Below are 17,732 nucleotides of genomic sequence, written 5' to 3'. Positions count from 1 at the left end.
ATATTTGCTTTGCAATATGCAACGCCACTAATGATAAAAGAGTAAATAAAAACAATAAGATAGAAAGCTCCCTTTCTTGTAATCTCGAAAGAAAGCACTTCGTCAGCGTCAGGAATTCGGTGTGGAGTTTGGTGTCTGCCATAGCAAGTTCATCATCACAGAATCAGAGCCGGTACTGGTCAAGATCAACTATCGGAGTATTGGTGATGGCCGGGAATTTTTGCTTGATAACTTCAGTGGTGGGAATTGGTTCAATACCATCTTAAATCTTTTCTTGGGTCACAAGCTTGATCCTACACTTCGCATTGCTGGCAGCGCAAAGTCATGACCACCCACTTGCGATCGTGGAAGTTAATCAGCAACTCACTATTTCACTTCCGATAAACCATGCCGCACCACATTGATTGAATACTCAATTCCCGACTGTGATCGCAATGCAGAGCCAAACCGTAGTTAATTCAAATACAAGCACTTAACGTTTTTTCATCGGCTACTCAGCGGGAGCAACACATGGACAACAGAATCACCATCAAAGAATTTCTTAGAGTGTTCGATTACATTCGTTCATCTGGCGAGCAATTAGAGAACAAATATCAATTTGGCGAGATGTTTGCGTGGCACGATTACGACGGCTACACCTGTTGGCTAAGCTACAGAGACGTTACAGTAACACTGATGTTCCATGGTTCATTGAAGATCGAATACGACAAGGCACCGAACTATGAAGGCTTCATCAACCGTTGTTTAGCTATGCTTGAAACTGAACTTTCTCCGTAAGCTGTCCTTAGCTATTGAGTCAATAAGGCAGAGTCTAAGGAGAAGCAGTGGAGAAAATCATGAACGGGGCCACTTATAAAACACGGTTACCATTTAGGCTAACCACATCTTTATTTTTTCTACTCAGCCTAAACTCGTTAAGTCTAAAAGCGGATGCAACAGGGACAAACATGATCGACTTTACACAAGCTAGTGAGCATCAAAACTGGACAGTGACTAACGACGATGTAATGGGCGGCATCTCAACAGGCGAGCTCATTTATCTTAATAACATGAGTCGATTTAGGGGAGAGCTCTCGTTAGAAAATAATGGTGGTTTCAGTTCTGTAAAGCGCTCCATTGAATCACCTGCCCATGAAAAAGATAGTGCAGAGCTAATATTCGTTGGTGATGGTCGCACCTACCAACTGAGGTTCACCACTTGGAAGGAAGGTAGTCGAGTTCAATACAAACACGATTTCGATACCATAAAGGGAGAGCAGCTAAACAAGGTCTTCCACTTCAATGATTTTCAAGCGGTGTTCAGAGGTCGGCTACTGAGCGATGCCCTGGAACTTAAGGCACAAGACATCAAGCAAATTGGCTTTTTGATTGCAGACAAACAGCCCTCGCCTTTTGAGCTAGACCTAATACAGCTTCAATTCAAAACATCGCAACCTATCACATCACCAGAAACGGACTAAACCGCAAACAAATAAAAACCCCTGATACCTTTTGACGAGCAATTAGATATCAGGGGGGCTTGTTCTATTTAAATCGTCGACTATTCAAATCATCAGTACTTAGTATTTGATGGCTGTTTTACCTATCGAGGAGCTGCTTTCAATACGTTGGTGTGCATCTTTCAGAGTCTCAACACTAAAGCCATTCAATGTGGTAGTAAGCGTAGACTTAATGCGGCCAGCATCGATCAGGTTCGCTGCTTGGAACAAAATATCTTGTTGTTTCTGAATATCGTCTGTGTTGAACAGTGAACGTGTGAACATCAGCTCCCACACAAAACCTGCAGACTTACCTTGAAGCGCAGAAAGATCAATTCCACCATCGAACTCAACAATAGAACTGATCATGCCTTGCGGTGCAATCAGCTCCACCATCGATTCCCAATGTCCTTTGGTGTCTGCGACATTGAAAATGTAATCGACATGCTGAATACCTTGCTCTCGTACAGATTCAACCAAGTTACGGTGATTCACCACATGGTCTGCCCCCATATCCCTTACCCACTGTTCAGTTTCAGGTCTTGAAGCCGTCGCAATAACCGTCAGGTTAGTCAACTGGCTCGCCAATTGAATCGTGATTGAACCGACACCACCAGCACCACCAATGATCAGAATGGACTTTTTCTCTTCTGAACGAACACGTAGGCGATCAAACAACGCTTCCCACGCTGTAAGTGTTGCTAGCGGCATAACTGCAGCCGCTTCATCAGAAAGGCTCGTTGGTGCTTTCGCCGTAATACGGTAGTCAACGGCTTGGTATTCAGCATTAGCGCCCATACGAGTTACGTCACCTGCATAGTAAACACGGTCGCCTAGTTCAAAGCCTTCAACGTCTGTACCTTTACCGACAACTTCACCGACTGCGTCATAACCAAGGACTTTTGGTTGCTCGAGAGTTTTATCTTGAGCACTACGAATTCGAATTTTCGCATCTGCTGGATTGATAGACGTCGCGCTCACTTTTACCAGTAGATCATGTTCTTTTAGTTCTGGAAGGTTTGTTTCAAACTCAACTAGGCTGTCTTGCTCTGCAATCGCAAGTGACTGAGTAAATCCGATAGCTTTCATTTTTGATGGTACTGACATTGTGCTTTCTCCTTGAATTAGACAAGTTAATCTTAGTTGACTCTCAATTTAGATAAACCGCCTAATGTTTGAATTGTTATCAAATTATTTTTGACAATTAAGCAATTGAAGCTAACTTAGAAGCGATAAGTAGAGATAACCCATCTGCAGATTGTGATGGGGAAATGTCCCAACTCCATGTTTAGAAAATAATTCAATACAGGTAGATAATATGCTTCTTGAAGACTTGCAGGTCATTTTAAAGGTGGCGGAGTTTCGTAGTATCACCGCAGCAGCCACCAACCTAGATATGCGTACTGCCACCGCGAGCGCTGCCGTAAAACGTGTTGAAGTCGCACTGGGCGCTGAGCTGTTTGTAAGAACCACTCGCCATCTGAGGCTCTCTTCAGCAGGCGAACGCTATTTACCTGAGTGTGAACAAGCCTTGAAAATATTGGAGCAAGCCAAGCTCAACATGCGCGAAGAGCTTGGTATCTTGGATGGAGAAATCCGCATCGCACTTTCTTCGGATCTAGGACGAAACCTGATCACTCCTTGGCTTGACGAATTTCTGCTTGAATACCCAAAGGCAACACTTCGTACCAGCATCAGCGACAGCAACATCGATTTTTATCGTGATTCTGTTGATATGGCGCTGCGTTACGGCTCTCCGACTGACGCCAGCATGTATGGTTTCAAGATCTGCGATGTGCCGAGAATATTGTGCGCAGCCCCTGAATATTTAGCTAAGATGGGAACGCCAAGCCAACCGAGTAACTTAGCTGAGCACAACGGTTTGCTTTATCAGCTGCATGATATGTTGCAAGACGAATGGGTGTTTAATGATGGCAAGCAGGATCATAAAGTAAAGCTAAAAGGGAATCGCGCGTCGAACGATGCTGATCTTGTTAGACGTTGGTGTGTTGCAGGGAAAGGTGTGGCGATAAAATCTTGCTTAGATATGTCGAGTCATTTGCTTTCTGGCGAAGTGGTTAAAATAATGCCAGAGTTCAAGCCAACCCCAACCGAGCTGTGGTTAGTATGTCCAAGTCGTCAGTCCATCACCCCGACCGTTCGCTTATTGAGAGATCTATTCCGAGAGAAAACCGCTGAGATCCTTTCTCAATTGAGCGAGCAAGACATTATAGCGACTCAAAAATCTTAACGATCTAGAGATAAAAAAGGCGTTAGTGAACTTTAACCCACTAACGCCTTTGATCATTTGAACATCACACCTATTGATGGATGCATCGTATAATACAAGTGCTTAGTTTGACTCTTCTTCAACATCACAGTCAGCACAGCACTGAAGCGCAATTTCATGCTCGAAGGTGATCGTATCTTCACCTTCTTCTAGTAGCTCTGCGATTTCATCTGCGACTTCTTTTTCATCATCCGCTTCAATTCCGCTTACTAGCTCTGCTTCTGAATAACCAAAGAAGTTCAGCAATAGGTACTCACGTGCTTCATCTTTCGTACAAACCACTTCAGCTGAAAGGTCAGGCGTAACCTCCCCCTGGGCCAGAGTCGCGGTCACTTGTGCGATAGCAGCGTCTTTCATCGCAGGCGTTAACCAACCAAGATCAGTACTTACTGTTGTTTTTTTACAGTCGAAGCAAGGCAGTTGGTGGAAGTAGTATTGAAAGGTAGTCATAGGTAATTTCTTCGTTAAGTGTTGTATAGCAAGATTATGCGCGTTTTGTAGCAAAATACTATCTCAATCAGCAACCAGAGACTGATTCGTGAAGGTAATTTTGGGTTCATCACGAGCTTTAGTGATGGAACCGTTACAAGCGCAGATCGGCAAGCTTAATCTGGTCGACGAATGTGTTCTTGATAATGAAGTGCTACTGAGATGCGAAGTTAAGTAGCTTTCATCTGACTATAATTGACACAAAAAAGCGAGCCACCTGGGCTCGCTTTTGAATTGTTCATGTTCTTGCTTAAGCAATGGCTAGATTACAGAAGTTCTACCGATTGTTGAGCAATAACGAATTCTTCGTTGGTTGGAATAACCATTGCTACTGCACCAAGCATTTCTGACTTAGCAATGATACCTTCAGCGCCAAAGCGAGCTGCTTCATTGCCAGCAACATCTTCAACAAAACCAAGGATCTTAAGGTTGCTTAGGATCTCACGACGAATTGGTAGAGAGTTCTCACCGATACCGCCAGTGAAGATGATGCCGTCTAGAGAGTCTAGCGTTGCAAGGTAAGAAGCAACGTATTTCGCTACGCGGTAAGTAAACACCTCAAAAGCAAGTTTAGCGCCTTCATGGCCCTCTTCCATTGCTTCTAAAATGCCACGAGCATCGCTCGTAAGACCAGACACACCCAGGAAGCCAGACTCCTTGTTTAGAGAGTTAAACACTTGCTCTTGTGACCAACCCTTCTTAAGTAGGTACTCGATAATGCCTGGGTCTAAATCACCACAACGTGTACCCATCATCAGGCCAGAAAGCGGTGTGAAGCCCATTGAAGTATCAACACTGTTGCCATCTTTGATAGCACATACAGAAGCGCCGTTGCCTAGGTGCACAGAGATAAAGCTAGATTCTTCAACCGGCTTGTTCAGCATTTTAGCAGCTTCGCGACTAACGAAGTAGTGGCTAGTACCGTGGAAGCCGTAACGACGCACACCGAAGTCTGTGTATAGTTCTTTTGCAATTGCACCCGTGAATGCACGTTGTGGCATCGTTTGGTGGAACGCAGTATCAAAAACAGCAAACTGAGGTAAAGAAGGGAAAGCTTCAATCGCAGCGCGGATACCGATAGCACCTGCTGGGTTATGAAGTGGAGCTAGATCTGATAGGCTTTCAATTTCGTTCGTCACTTCTTCAGTAATACGAACAGTCTGTGTGAACTTCTCGCCACCGTGTACGATACGATGACCAATAGCAACGATATCTTGTGTGAAGCCCAGAGCTTCCATCAGGCCAACCAATTTGCCAATGGCAATTTTGTGGTGGTTATCTTCACCTTGAATGGCAATTTCAGTTTTCTCGCCTTGATATTTCCAGCCCATACGAGCATCTTCAAGACCAAAACACTCCCCTAGGCCACTTAATACTGCTTCACCAGAAACAGAATTGATTACAGCAAATTTAAGGGATGAACTACCCGAGTTAATAACCAGAACAAACGAATTAGACATTGGATATGGATCCTGTTTCAGTACGAATTGGATGAAGTGTTAACTTCAATTTTAGTTAAGCCCATTATTCAATAATTTTTGAATCTTTCAACTTTTGTTTTGAAAAAATCACTAAATGAACACAATTAAGTTGATCTTCGTCATCAATCTATTTATTTCGAGATCGAAATTAAAAAATAGTTGAATAAAAAGTTCATAAAAAACTGAAGCAAACGAGTGCGAAAATTATTTTTAGCCTAATTCAGTGAATTTGAGTAACTCGAACGAAACTCAATAATCATGGAATAAATTGGTGGAACACGTCACTTTACCCGATCCTTACTTGCTGAGGGTTGCCTACTATTTATTCCCTTTATCAGTGCTTACTTCAAAAACACAAAATTAAGATAGTGAACAATGAACGACACAATCAGATGCTTTTCTTCAATGACTACGAACTCAACCGTACGCATAACGCTCTAGGCTGTGGTTAGATAGCTTCTACTCATTGTACCCACCACCTTGTAGCACGATATTTAAGTGTAGGCTTAGAACGCAATACAGCTAGGTTAATGCGCTACAAGCTGAGTTAACTGCTTTTGTTGCTAAACCAACCGCCGTCATAGCTAACCATCTCATTCACATACCCCATTTGAGTACAAGGTGCACCCGCTATAACGAACGAGCACGCACAAAAAAGCCGAGCATTACGCTCGGCTTTTAAATTCAGTGTTTGGACTAAAGCATTTATGCTTAAAGTCTACGCTACAGGTTGATTAACCTTCGCTGCGCTCTGGACGACGACCACGGTTGCCGCCATTAGCGTTACCATGACCACGTTCGCCACGGAAGTTACCACGGTGATCGCCACCACGGTTACGGTCAAAGCGACGTTCGCCATCACGACCACCAGCAGAGTTACCATCACGTGCACCGTCACGGTTGCCACGGTAACCACCACGACCGCCATTGCCACCTTCACGGTTACCACCTTCGCGATTACCGCCTTCACGATTACCACGGTAGCCGCCGCCATCACGACCGCCACGACCGCCATCACGACCGCCACGGTTGCCATCACGACCACCGCCGCCACGACGAGGCTCACGGAAGTCATTGAAATCAACAACTACAGCGCCAGCTTCTTTTTGGCGAATACGAAGTTTGCTTAGCTTACCAGCAGTTTCAGAGTTCATTGCTTTTGGCAGTTGAACGTAAGTAGAACCTTGGTCAAGCTTGATAGCACCGATAGAACCTTTAGTTAGGCCAAGTTCGTTTGCTAGTGCGCCAACAATGTCTTTAACCTGAACACCTTGCTCACGGCCAACTTGTAATTGGTAAGTATCCCAATCTTGCGTATTGAAGTTGCGACCACCACCGTCACGGCCGTTATCACGATCTTCACGACGCTCTTTACGACGATTCTTATCACGCTCAATAGCAGCAATCATTGGGTCTTCGCCAACGTAGAATAGTGGGCTCTTACCTTGCTGACGTTTAAGAAGCATTGCAGCTAGAGTAGCAGCATCAACTTCTAGAGATTCTTGAAGAGTAGAGATAAGACCTGCAAAGTTTTCTAGTGCTTTGCTTTCTTTCTCTGTTTCAAGTTCAGTGCCAAGCTTAGCAACACGTGCAGCAGCAACTTGGTCACGTAGAGGAAGTTGGATTTCTTCCATAGATGACTTAGTCACGCGCTCGATAGTGCGAAGCATACGGATTTGGTTTGTGCGAACTAGTAGGATCGCTTTACCTTTACGTCCAGCACGGCCTGTACGACCAATACGGTGAATGTAAGATTCAACATCGAATGGGATGTCGTAGTTAAATACGTGAGTGATGCGTGGAACATCAAGACCACGAGCTACAACGTCAGTTGCAACTAGGATATCGATAACACCTTGTTTGATGTGATCAACAGTGCGCTCACGTAAAGACTGAGGAATATCACCGTGCAGTGCAGCAGCCTTGAAGCCACGTGCAGATAGCCAATCAGCTAGACGCTCAGTGTCTTGACGAGTACGTACGAATACGATTGACGCGTCAGTTTCTTCAGTTTCTAGAAGACGAGACATTGCTTCGTCTTTTTCTACGCCTTTAACAACCCAGAAATTCTGCGCTACTTTGTCAACTGTGTGGTTAGTACCAGCAACGTCAACTCGTGCAGGGTTACGTAGGTAACGGTCAACAATAGTCTTAACCATTGGAGGCATAGTTGCAGAGAAAAGTACACGTTGTGCAGTTTCTGGAGCTTGCTCAAGAATCCAAGTAACGTCATCTACAAAACCCATTTTTAGCATTTCATCTGCTTCATCAAGAACAAATGTGTGCGCTTCATCTAGGTGTAGACGGTCACGAGTTAGTAAATCTTTAACACGACCTGGAGTACCAACAACAATGTGAGCACCGCGGCTTAGAGCACGCATTTGGTCAACAATTGAAGCACCGCCATAGATTTCAAGAACTTTAAGACCGTTGATGTCACGACCTAAGTTTTTGATTTCTGCAGCAACTTGAATCGCTAGCTCACGTGTAGGAGCCATGATGATTGCTTGTGGTTTGTGTTGGTTCAGGTTGATTTTGTTAAGCAAAGGCAGAGAGAATGCTGCTGTTTTACCAGTACCAGTCTGTGCTTTACCTAGTGCGTCACGGCCTTCAAGAAGAAGAGGAATAGCTGCTGCTTGGATTGGAGTTGGAGAAACGAAACCCATGCTATCAAGAGCTGAAAGAATGTTATCGTTTAGGGCTAATTCATTAAATTGAATTACAGATTCGGACATTGGGATCCCACTATATATAAGTAAACAAAAGGTCCCGGGAGCTCTATCAATTCCAATACTGATCCAATCAGATACTGATTCCATTCAGAGTTACGAAGCAGTAATAAAACACTTCAAGCCATTAGGGACGTCTAAGGGAGGCGGATTATTCCCTAAATGCATAAAAAAAGCCAGAAAAAATTGAAATACATCACATATTTTTCGGTTTTATATCAATACTGGTTATCATATCGTCAAAACTTGATGAATATCTCGTCATCGAGTTTCTGCTACGTCGAATTGATAGAGTTAAATAAGTGGGCAATTAATTTCAGTCCACTTCGGCTTTAAGTAGTAATCAGCTCTCGCAATGATTATAGTGTGCTCAATTGCCCTCGTTAGATAAAAGTAAGATGTTTCAAGATAATCCTCTACTCGCTCAGCTAAAACAGCAAATCCAAGAAACCCTCCCTAAAAAGGAAGGTACGATCAAAGCCACTGAAAAAGGGTTTGGTTTTCTCGAAGTCGATAGCAAAACAAGCTTCTTCATTCCGCCTCCATATATGAAAAAATGTGTACACGGCGACAAAGTCATTGCAATCATTCGTACAGAGAAAGAACGCGAAGTAGCCGAACCAGAGGAATTGGTTGAACAAGGTCTTACTCGCTTCATCGCACGAGTGAAGCTTTTCAAAGGTCGATTGAACGTTGTTCCTGATCACCCGCAACTGAAAAAGCTGCAACTAAAAGCAAAAGCTAAGAAAGGCTTAAACCCTGAAACGCTAAAAGAAGGCGACTGGGTTGTCGCTCACATCGTTCAACACCCATTAAAAGGTGATAACGGTTTCTTAGCTCAGATCTCAGAGAAAATCACCGATGCCGATGACAAAATCGCGCCTTGGTGGGTAACGTTGGCACAAAACGACCTACCAAACAGCGAACCTGAAGGCATCGACAACTGGCAAATCAACGATGACGCAGATCTTGAACGCGTAGACATGACGCACGTACCTTTTGTGACCATTGATGGTGAAAGCACGAAAGATATGGACGATGCCCTTTACGCCAAGAAGAAAGAGAACGGTGATTTTGAACTGACTATCGCGATTGCTGATCCAACGGCTTACATCTCTCCAGATGATTCTATGGATAAAGTCGCTCGTGAACGTGGCTTCACGATTTACCTACCAGGTCGTAACATCCCAATGTTGCCTCGTGACTTGGCTGACAACTTATGTTCGCTAATAGAGAACGAAGTTCGCCCTGCACTTTGCTGCACAGTAACAGTGTCTAAAGACGGTGTTATCGGTGATGACATTAACTTCTTCGCTGCGAACATCAAATCTCACGCGCGTCTTGCTTACGATCACGTATCTGACTGGCTAGAAACAGGCACATCAGAGAAATGGCAGCCATCAGAAGAGATCGCTGTGATTGTTTCTGACCTTCACCAATTTGCACAAGCACGTTCAGCATGGCGCTCTACAAACGCTGTTGTGTTCCCAGACCGCCCTGACTACCGCTTTGAGCTTAGCGAAGATAACGATGTTGTCGCTATTCACGCAGACATGCGTCGCAGTGCAAACAAGTTAGTTGAAGAATCAATGATCAGCGCGAACATCTGTGCAGGCCGAGTACTAAAAGAAAGCTTTAACCAAGGTGTGTTTAACTGTCACTCTGGATTTAAAGCAGAGAAATTAGCAGATGTTCTAGAACTGGTTAATCCAGAAGCCGAAACACCATTTACAGAAGAGCAGATCGTTTCTCTAGAAGGCTTCGCAACTTTGCGTCGTTGGTTAGGTTCTTTAGACAACAGCTACTACGACAACCGTATTCGTAAATTCCAAGCGTACAGCGAGATCAGCAATGAACCTGCGCCACACTACGCTATGGGTTTAGACATTTACGCAACTTGGACTTCTCCAATTCGTAAATACGGTGACATGATTAACCACCGCATGCTTAAAGCACACATCCTAGGTAAAGCGCCAATTCAAACGCCAGATGAAACGATTGGTGATGAACTTGCTCTGCACCGTCGTCACCACGGTATGGCTGAACGTAATGTGGGCGATTGGTTGTATGCTCGCACTCTAGCAAACGCTCCGGCAAACGAAACTCGCTTCCAAGCTGAGATCTTCGATATTAACCGTGCTGGCATGCGTGTTCGCCTACTTGAGAATGGTGCTGCCGCGTTTATCCCTGGCTCTCTCATTATTGATAATAAAGAGAGAATCGAGTGCAACAGTGATTTGGGTACTGTATCTATCGATAAAGAAATGGTATACAAACTGGGAGACGTTTTAGAAGTAGTTCTCTCAGAAGTTAATCAGGAAAACCGTAACTTAGTAGCAAAGCCTACTCAAGTTTTTGCGGACTTGCCTAGCGAGCCTGAAACGACAAATGAAACCGAAGCTTAAGAGCTTTAAAGGTTAGGCTTGCAAGTTTAGTCTTTCAAGGTAAAAAGCTTCAAAGGTTCACTTCTAAAGGCGCTAATAAATAGCGCCTTTTTTGTAAATATCTCATGCTTAAACAATACTAAAACCAATAAGCAACTCGTTTACAACGTCAAAGAAGCGTACTATGTCATCGATTACAGTTACTCAATTCAGAAACTTTATTCCCAGGAAACGTGAACGTTACCCTGCCTCTAAAAACGGTATCTTCATCGTATCCAAAGGCAGCATCTCTTTTACGCTGCCTAATGGCAACGAGGCTTCGTTGCAAGCAGGCGATTTCACTCTTTACAATTCAGGACAGATTAAAGACGTCAATATAAATACTGAAAATGGTGAATTCAGTGCGACTTGTTTAGATTTTGATTTAACTATTTTTCAGAAGTTCATTAATCAGTTTAGTGATTTAGAATCCACCCGGATCCCAGATAAATACATTAAGTTCAACAAAACTGACACGGATATATGTCACTTAAAAGAACTCATCCTTTCCCTTGCTAATGCACCAACTCAAAACGACTATGCTCTCACCCAATTAGGTTTAAGCCTATTGTCGCTGATGGTAGAGCAATACCCGGCTTTACTCATGATTATCGCTCGTGCTTCTAGCTTGACCGTGACACAAAAGGTCATCCATTACATTGAACAGAACATAGAAAATAATATCTCTCTCGATACTCTAGCCAGTTATATGGGGATGTCACCAGCCACACTTAAACGCCGTTTATCGGCCGAAGACCTTTCCTTTTCAAATCTCTTGAAAATAAAGCGCATTGCCCATGCTGCTACTCAGCTCAGAACATCGAACAAATCGATTACTCAAATCGCTTACGAATCTGGATTTAAAAGCGCGGCACACTTCAGTACCGCTTTTAAAACCTATCATGGCAAGACTCCAAAAGACTTCCGTTCATTGATTACACAAGCACAGATGCAAAACATGAAGCCGCAAGTTTAGAAGGTTGAATAACATCATTATTGGGAGTATGAGGAAGAGTTCAGCTTTTGGTATCAAGTCGTTAGTGCGCCATTAGCGAGCATATAAGCAGATAGTTAGGACCAAAAGTACGATTTAGGATCTTTTTCTATTTCAGCCAGAATAGCATCAAGATCCTTTGATTTCGCGAGGTAAGGATAAGGCCTCCAATTTACAGAGTCACTTTCCGAATCATCCTCAAGCGGCACCGTGACCAACCAGCATGATAACGATTCATCAAAAGTCACACAGGCAATGTCGTTTGTATAATCACTGTGGGAAGAGTCAAGCAAATAATGCGCCTGAGAAAACAGCACACCGCCCTCACATGCTTCATAGAGGGATTTGCCTAGCTCCACAGGTAAACTGCGATTGCGAGAAGTACAGAGCCTTTCAGCCCCAATTAAAAGACGATTCAGTTCTATATGAATGACGGACATAACACCCCTTGCGACTTCCTAGAGCCCCCTAAGTAGCGAGTTCATTTACTTAGCTTAGAACTCAACAAACATTTTAGCGAATAAGCTCAAACAAAATACCCGTCTTGCTCTCATAAACAAAGCTACCTCCTATGAACCCATCAAACGGTTAGCGACAACGACAACTTATTTACACAAGGCTATCTTAAGCCAAGCTCGCTCTTATAAGCCCGCCTAGCCGTCATGCCGCACACGAATAGAATTTCACAAAAGTGTCATATAACCAACCTATGATATGCGACAAATGTTATTAACTAGGAGTTGTTTATGTTACGAGTCGCGCTAGCCTCTCTTTTATCCTTAGCCCTGTCTTCTCATGCTGCTTTTGCACAAGAAACCAATATTTCGGGCTCCACTTCTGTAGCGCGAGTTATGGATGTATTAGCAGAGGAGTACAACAAGACTCACCCTGACAACTATATTGCAGTTCAGGGTATTGGCTCTACAGCCGGGATTACGATGGTGAATAAAGGTGTATCTGAGATCGGTATGAGCTCACGCTACTTAACCAACCGTGAGCAGAACGAAAAATTGAAGGTGTTCCCAATCGCCTTTGACGGTCTAGCGGTTGTAACCAATCGTTCAAATGCTGTAAATAACGTTACCCGTGAGCAATTGTTTGATATCTACAAAGGCAAAATAACGAACTGGAAAGAAGTCGGCGGTGCAGATCAACCTATCGCGGTTGTAACTCGTGAAGCATCTTCCGGATCTCGTTATAGCTTCGAAAGCTTGCTTGGTTTAACTCAAATCATTAACGACCGTCTAGTGTCTGATATCAATCCAAATAACTTGGTTGTAAACAGTAATAGCATGGTAAAAACGATTGTTAACCATAACCCACATGCTATTGGTTTTATCTCTGTTGGTTCTATCGATCGTTCGATCAAAGCGATCACCTTTGAAGGCGTTGAGCCAACCTCAAAGAACATTGCTAACCACAGCTATGAATTGGCTCGCCCATTCTTATTACTACACAAATCAGACTCTGTTTCTGACGAGAGTAAAGATTTCATTAAATTCGTGAAGTCAAAACAAGGGCAAGATCTTATCGAAGAGTACGGTTATACACGTATTAAGTAACGACTCTTAGATAGAGTAAATGCGAGATATCGTATAAACAAAAAGAGAGAGCACTAAGCTCTCTCTTTTTTGAATCTATAATCTTTATTTAAGAGTTATACCACTTACAACAAAGTACTAAAAGTGCAGTTGGATTACCGAAACAATCACAGCACCAGGGCGACGAACACCTTCGATTTCTACACGAATTTCGCGTTCAATCTCTAAGCCTTTCTTAATTGGCGTCACTTTCGTTAGCGTACTTTTAGCGCGAACATTACTACCTGACTTTACAGGGTATGGAAAACGTACTTGGTTAAGACCAATGTTTACAACCATCTTCGCTGTTGGGAATTGAGATTTGTCCGGGTCAACACTGTCTGTCAATCGAGGAAGCAGCGATAACGTTAAAAAACCATGTGCGATGGTTGTTTTGAACGGAGAGTCTGTTTCAGCCTTAGAAGGTTCAGTATGGATCCATTGCATATCTTCAGTAACAAGGCCGAATTGATTAATACGGTCTTGACTAACATTGATCCAGTCACCAGTATGAATCACTTCACCAATCTGCTGTTTAAGCTCATCAAACACAAGTTGTGCTTCGGGCTTTAGCACGATTGACTGCTCAATTGGCATCTCTGGTGCATCTTCGTTTACCGCTGGTTTGTGGTGATCACGAACCCACGCGAAAAAATGGCTGTTTTGCGTACGGTTTAGAAAGTCGCCCCAGTAATCTCTAAGAGCTGGAGACATCCATTGCATAAACTCTGAGTGTTGCGAAGACATGCTATCGCCTCGGTGTTTAAATAAATCAATGACTTTCATAAGAACCTCAATGCACAGAAAATTTCAATATAACTTCGTAATTTTGAAACACTTCACACTATTGTGCAAATGTTTTCGAGCATACACCCGTTAGCTGAACCTTGATATTTCCTTAATAAACAGAAACTTAATAATAAAACATCATTTTATTACAAAACCCAAATTAGAGCATTAGCTCTATCACATAGTAAACATTTGATTATATAAATAGCGTTTTTATTCACATGTGGAATAAAAAAGGCTTAGCGCAACACTAAGCCTTTTGTAGAAATGAGCTTACAAGGAGTTAATATCCAACGATTAACTCACAAGTAGTCAAATTCCTTACTCATCATCCAATGGCACTAACTTAGTATTACCACCGTGTGCCTTTTCACGCTTACGTTGCACGAATGCATAGAAGCCAGGGATTAGGAACGTACCGGCGAGTAGCACACATAACAGACCACCAATCAATGAAATACCCAGAGAGTTCTGACTTACATGACCTGCGCCCGCAGCGAAGATGAGTGGGAATATGCCAAGGATAAATGACCAAGAGGTCATGTTCACAGCGCGGAAACGCAATGTACCGCCCTTAACAGCCGCATCTTCGATTGATGCATCTTTCTCTTCACGTTCAACTTTCGCGAACTCCACAATCAAGATCGCGTTCTTCGCGGCCAAGGCTATCAAGAGTACCAAACCAATTTGTGCATAAAGGTTCAGTGGTGTACCGGTTAAATTCAGCGCTAAAAAGGAACCTAAGGTTGCGACAGGGACCACTAAGATAATCGCAATAGGTATTGTCCAACTCTCGTACTGAGCCACCATAAACAGGTAGATGAAGATCAGTGCCAGCGCAAATGCAAAAATAGCTTGGTTGCCTGCCAGTACTTCTTGGTAAGCCATACCGGTCCATTCGTACTGATAACCCTGAGGTAAGACATCAGCGGCCACACGCTCCATTGCTGCAATCGCATCACCACTTGAATAGCCCGGTGCAGGTTGCCCTTGAATCACCGCACTGCGGTACATGTTGTAACGCCATGCTACATCAGGTTCGAAGATCTGATCGTAGGTCACCAAAGTGCTTAGCGGAATCATTTCACCGTTAGACGAGCGTACATGGAAACGTTGCAGGTCATCCATACTGCTACGGTGTTCGCTGTCAGCTTGCATGGTTACACGGAAATTCTTACCAAACATAGTGAAATCATTCACGTAAAGAGAACCAAGGTTACCTTGTAGCGTTTGGAAGATTTCCGACAACGGAATACCCAACTGCTGTGCTTTCTCACGGTCAATATCAACATAGTAGTGAGGCACGTTGGCACGGAATGTACTGAATGTGTGTGAAATCTCAGGCTGTTTCGTGGCCTCAGCAATCACGTCATTCATTACCATTGCCAAATCAGTGCGGCTTCGACCTAGTGTATCTTCAAGAACAAACTCAAAACCAGATGCTGCACCCATGCCAGGTACCGCAGGAGGCCCCATAGCAAAAACAATCGCTTGAGGTAATTCAGTTGCTGCTCGGCCATTAATACGACGAGAAATAGCAGAAGCTGAGTGTTCACCCTCTAATGCGTTGCGCATATCCCAATCGTGAAGCTTGATAAATAACGACGCACCATTTGACGCTGAAGCACCCGTCATGAACGCGTAACCATTAACCAGAGTCACACCATCAACACCCGGCTCTTGCTCTACCATCTCGAGTAATTGCTCTGTCACGTCTTCAGTACGAGATAACGATGCCGCATCCGGTAGTTGTACGTTAACTAGCAAAATACCTTTATCTTCTTGAGGTACGAACGCTGTAGACGTCGTCTTCGCAAAGTAAGTAACGGCAGCCAATGCAACAACAAAGAAGGTAAATAGCAGAACACCCTTTTTCACAAGGAAGCCAGCGATTTGACCATATTTGTTAGTCACATTTTCTAAACCACGGTTAAACGCTTGGTACCAACGTGCCGTGTTACCACCCCCCTGCTTAAGGACCAGCGAACACAGTGCAGGAGAAAGCGTTAGTGCGTTAATAGAAGAGATAACAACCGCAATACAGATAGTCAGAGCGAATTGACGGTACATGATACCAGTGATACCTGGCAGCATAGCTACAGGTATGAAAACAGCTAACAGAACCAAGGTTGAAGTTACGATAGGACCGGTTACTTCCTTCATCGCAATCAGTGTGGCTTTACGTGGGGAGATCGTCGGATCTTTGGCCATGGTAGTATCAACGTTCTCGATAACCAAGATCGCATCATCTACTACGATACCGATCGCCAAGATCAAACCAAACAACGTCACGGTGTTGATAGTAAAGCCTGTCATCTGCATGATCGCAAAAGTACCAATCAGAGATACCGGAATCGCAACCACTGGAATCAACGTCGCACGGGCACTACCTAAGAATAGGTAAGTCACCGCGATTACCAACAAAATAGCTTCGATTAGCGTCTTAACTACCCCTTTGATCGATTCAGCAACGAAGACCGTGGTGTCATAACTCGCTTCATAAGCAACGCCTTCAGGGAAGTTTTTGCTTAAATTGTCCAGCATTGCCATTACCGCCTTACCACTTTCCAACGCATTTGCATCAGATTGTAGAGAAAGCGTTACGATTGAAGCATCTTGACCTCGGTATTTACCGTTGCCGTCGTAGAACTTTTTACCCAGTTCAACACGTGCAACATCTTTTAGGTAAATACTTGAACCATCTTGATTTGCTCGTAGAACAACGTTTTCAAATTCATCAGCCGTTTCTAATCGGCCTTTTGTTACCAAGTTGAACTGAACTTCCTGGGGGTTACTGTAAGGTGCAGCACCAATTCGTCCAGCAGCCACTTGAACGTTCTGTTCAGCCAACGCGCCATAAACATCTGATGTAGTTAAATTTAGGTTAGCCATTTTCTCAGGGTCTAACCAAACACGCATCGAATATTCACCACCCCCCAACACGTTCACTTCACTAATTCCCGACACACGAGCTAATTGGTCTTTAATGTTTAAGTTTACGTAGTTAATTAGGAACTGATCGTCGTACTCACCGTTTGGCGAGTAGAAGTTCAATACCATCAACAAGTCAGGTGAACGTTTCTTAACTGTTACACCCACCATTCTTACTTCTTGGGGAAGTTTCGATTCGATTTGGGCAACTCGGTTCTGAACGTTGACCTGAGCCATATCGGCATCAGTACCCACGTCAAAGGTCACGTTAAGGTTGTACGAACCATCATTAGCACTTTTAGAAGACATATAGATCATATCTTCTACGCCGTTAACCGACGTTTCTATGGGGTCGGCTATAGCCTGTTCTACAACTTCAGCACTTGCACCTGTGTAGTATGCTGACACGCTAACAGAAGGTGGGCTAATTTTTGGATATTCAGCCACAGGCAAGATAGCGAGAGAAATCGCACCTGCCAGCGTCAATATAATGGATATTACAAGGGCAAACTTAGGCCTTTGAATAAAGAAACGACTTAACATAACTA

14 protein-coding genes are annotated in these 17,732 nt (G+C 43.7%); 7 read left to right on the top strand and 7 right to left on the bottom strand.

What is annotated here, in order from left to right; all coding sequences use genetic code 11:
- Positions 1 to 121 precede the first annotated feature (121 nt).
- The 3 genes from SJY39_RS17210 to SJY39_RS17200 all read left to right on the top strand — a co-directional run bounded on the left by SJY39_RS17210 (position 122) and on the right by SJY39_RS17200 (position 1,460).
- Positions 122 to 328 carry a hypothetical protein gene (locus SJY39_RS17210; protein ID WP_010430647.1) on the top strand — a complete coding sequence of 69 codons (207 nt, stop codon included), beginning with the start codon at positions 122 to 124 and terminating at the stop codon, positions 326 to 328.
- 182 nt (positions 329 to 510) lie between these two features.
- The gene (locus SJY39_RS17205; RefSeq protein ID WP_010430650.1) at positions 511 to 777 is read left to right on the top strand and encodes a DUF3081 domain-containing protein; all 267 of its coding nucleotides are present in this window, start codon (positions 511 to 513) and stop codon (positions 775 to 777) included.
- Positions 778 to 824: 47 nt separating this feature from the next.
- Positions 825 to 1,460 (top strand): CIA30 family protein, encoded by a 636-nt coding sequence (locus SJY39_RS17200; RefSeq protein ID WP_016784223.1) that lies wholly within the window; start codon positions 825 to 827, stop codon positions 1,458 to 1,460.
- Positions 1,461 to 1,559: 99 nt separating this feature from the next.
- On the opposite strand, the gene SJY39_RS17195 is transcribed toward SJY39_RS17200, so the two are convergent.
- The gene (locus SJY39_RS17195; RefSeq protein WP_016784224.1) at positions 1,560 to 2,585 is read right to left on the bottom strand and encodes a zinc-binding alcohol dehydrogenase family protein; all 1,026 of its coding nucleotides are present in this window, start codon (positions 2,583 to 2,585) and stop codon (positions 1,560 to 1,562) included.
- A 211-nt stretch (positions 2,586 to 2,796) separates the two neighbouring features.
- On the opposite strand from SJY39_RS17195, the gene SJY39_RS17190 reads away from it, so the two are divergent.
- Positions 2,797 to 3,729 carry a LysR family transcriptional regulator gene (locus SJY39_RS17190; RefSeq protein WP_016784225.1) on the top strand — a complete coding sequence of 311 codons (933 nt, stop codon included), beginning with the start codon at positions 2,797 to 2,799 and terminating at the stop codon, positions 3,727 to 3,729.
- A gap of 102 nt (positions 3,730 to 3,831) precedes the next feature.
- Here SJY39_RS17190 and SJY39_RS17185 read toward each other — a convergent pair whose 3' ends face one another.
- The 3 genes from SJY39_RS17185 to SJY39_RS17175 form a co-directional block, all read right to left on the bottom strand.
- Positions 3,832 to 4,218: a hypothetical protein gene (locus SJY39_RS17185; protein WP_016793073.1), complete on the bottom strand. Its 387-nt coding sequence runs from the start codon at positions 4,216 to 4,218 to the stop codon at positions 3,832 to 3,834.
- Positions 4,219 to 4,523: 305 nt separating this feature from the next.
- Positions 4,524 to 5,717 (bottom strand): acetate/propionate family kinase, encoded by a 1,194-nt coding sequence (locus SJY39_RS17180; RefSeq protein ID WP_016789633.1) that lies wholly within the window; start codon positions 5,715 to 5,717, stop codon positions 4,524 to 4,526.
- A 755-nt stretch (positions 5,718 to 6,472) separates the two neighbouring features.
- Complete coding sequence (locus SJY39_RS17175) at positions 6,473 to 8,557, bottom strand: DEAD/DEAH box helicase (RefSeq protein WP_081324218.1); 2,085 nt, start codon at positions 8,555 to 8,557, stop codon at positions 6,473 to 6,475.
- Between the two features lie 308 nt (positions 8,558 to 8,865).
- On the opposite strand from SJY39_RS17175, the gene rnb reads away from it, so the two are divergent.
- Entirely contained in the window at positions 8,866 to 10,872 is a 2,007-nt protein-coding gene (gene rnb, locus SJY39_RS17170; RefSeq protein ID WP_010431021.1) for an exoribonuclease II, read from the top strand.
- A 163-nt stretch (positions 10,873 to 11,035) separates the two neighbouring features.
- Positions 11,036 to 11,866 carry an AraC family transcriptional regulator gene (locus tag SJY39_RS17165; protein ID WP_010431023.1) on the top strand — a complete coding sequence of 277 codons (831 nt, stop codon included), beginning with the start codon at positions 11,036 to 11,038 and terminating at the stop codon, positions 11,864 to 11,866.
- Positions 11,867 to 11,961: 95 nt separating this feature from the next.
- Here the strand turns inward: SJY39_RS17165 and SJY39_RS17160 are convergent, their stop codons facing one another.
- Positions 11,962 to 12,324, bottom strand: coding sequence for a DUF3024 domain-containing protein (locus SJY39_RS17160; protein WP_016793075.1), 363 nt, complete (start codon positions 12,322 to 12,324; stop codon positions 11,962 to 11,964).
- A 306-nt stretch (positions 12,325 to 12,630) separates the two neighbouring features.
- On the opposite strand from SJY39_RS17160, the gene SJY39_RS17155 reads away from it, so the two are divergent.
- Entirely contained in the window at positions 12,631 to 13,446 is an 816-nt protein-coding gene (locus SJY39_RS17155; protein ID WP_010431028.1) for a phosphate ABC transporter substrate-binding protein, read from the top strand.
- 117 nt (positions 13,447 to 13,563) lie between these two features.
- Here SJY39_RS17155 and SJY39_RS17150 read toward each other — a convergent pair whose 3' ends face one another.
- Together SJY39_RS17150 and SJY39_RS17145 are read right to left on the bottom strand one after the other, a co-directional pair.
- Positions 13,564 to 14,250, bottom strand: coding sequence for a MaoC family dehydratase (locus tag SJY39_RS17150; protein WP_016793076.1), 687 nt, complete (start codon positions 14,248 to 14,250; stop codon positions 13,564 to 13,566).
- Between the two features lie 324 nt (positions 14,251 to 14,574).
- Entirely contained in the window at positions 14,575 to 17,727 is a 3,153-nt protein-coding gene (locus tag SJY39_RS17145; protein ID WP_010431034.1) for an efflux RND transporter permease subunit, read from the bottom strand.
- Positions 17,728 to 17,732: the final 5 nt, after the last annotated feature.

It is taken from the genome of Vibrio sp. R78045, assembly GCF_042466085.1.
In the GTDB taxonomy this organism is placed as follows: Bacteria; Pseudomonadota; Gammaproteobacteria; order Enterobacterales; family Vibrionaceae; genus Vibrio; species Vibrio cyclitrophicus.
The sequence above is the reverse complement of the archived record's forward strand: the minus strand, read 5'-3'. Positions and strand labels throughout refer to the sequence as shown.

Excerpts from the sequence above, each read along its gene's own strand:
- SJY39_RS17205 (WP_010430650.1), top strand. The coding sequence starts at position 511 with ATGGACAACAGAATCACCATCAAAGAATTTCTTAGAGTGTTCGATTAC.
- SJY39_RS17195 (WP_016784224.1), bottom strand. The coding sequence starts at position 2,585 with ATGTCAGTACCATCAAAAATGAAAGCTATCGGATTTACTCAGTCACTT.
- SJY39_RS17190 (WP_016784225.1), top strand. The coding sequence starts at position 2,797 with ATGCTTCTTGAAGACTTGCAGGTCATTTTAAAGGTGGCGGAGTTTCGT.
- SJY39_RS17185 (WP_016793073.1), bottom strand. The coding sequence starts at position 4,218 with ATGACTACCTTTCAATACTACTTCCACCAACTGCCTTGCTTCGACTGT.
- SJY39_RS17180 (WP_016789633.1), bottom strand. The coding sequence starts at position 5,717 with ATGTCTAATTCGTTTGTTCTGGTTATTAACTCGGGTAGTTCATCCCTT.
- SJY39_RS17175 (WP_081324218.1), bottom strand. The coding sequence starts at position 8,557 with ATGGAATCAGTATCTGATTGGATCAGTATTGGAATTGATAGAGCTCCC.
- rnb (WP_010431021.1), top strand. The coding sequence starts at position 8,866 with ATGTTTCAAGATAATCCTCTACTCGCTCAGCTAAAACAGCAAATCCAA.
- SJY39_RS17165 (WP_010431023.1), top strand. The coding sequence starts at position 11,036 with ATGTCATCGATTACAGTTACTCAATTCAGAAACTTTATTCCCAGGAAA.
- SJY39_RS17160 (WP_016793075.1), bottom strand. The coding sequence starts at position 12,324 with ATGTCCGTCATTCATATAGAACTGAATCGTCTTTTAATTGGGGCTGAA.
- SJY39_RS17155 (WP_010431028.1), top strand. The coding sequence starts at position 12,631 with ATGTTACGAGTCGCGCTAGCCTCTCTTTTATCCTTAGCCCTGTCTTCT.
- SJY39_RS17150 (WP_016793076.1), bottom strand. The coding sequence starts at position 14,250 with ATGAAAGTCATTGATTTATTTAAACACCGAGGCGATAGCATGTCTTCG.
- SJY39_RS17145 (WP_010431034.1), bottom strand. The coding sequence starts at position 17,727 with ATGTTAAGTCGTTTCTTTATTCAAAGGCCTAAGTTTGCCCTTGTAATA.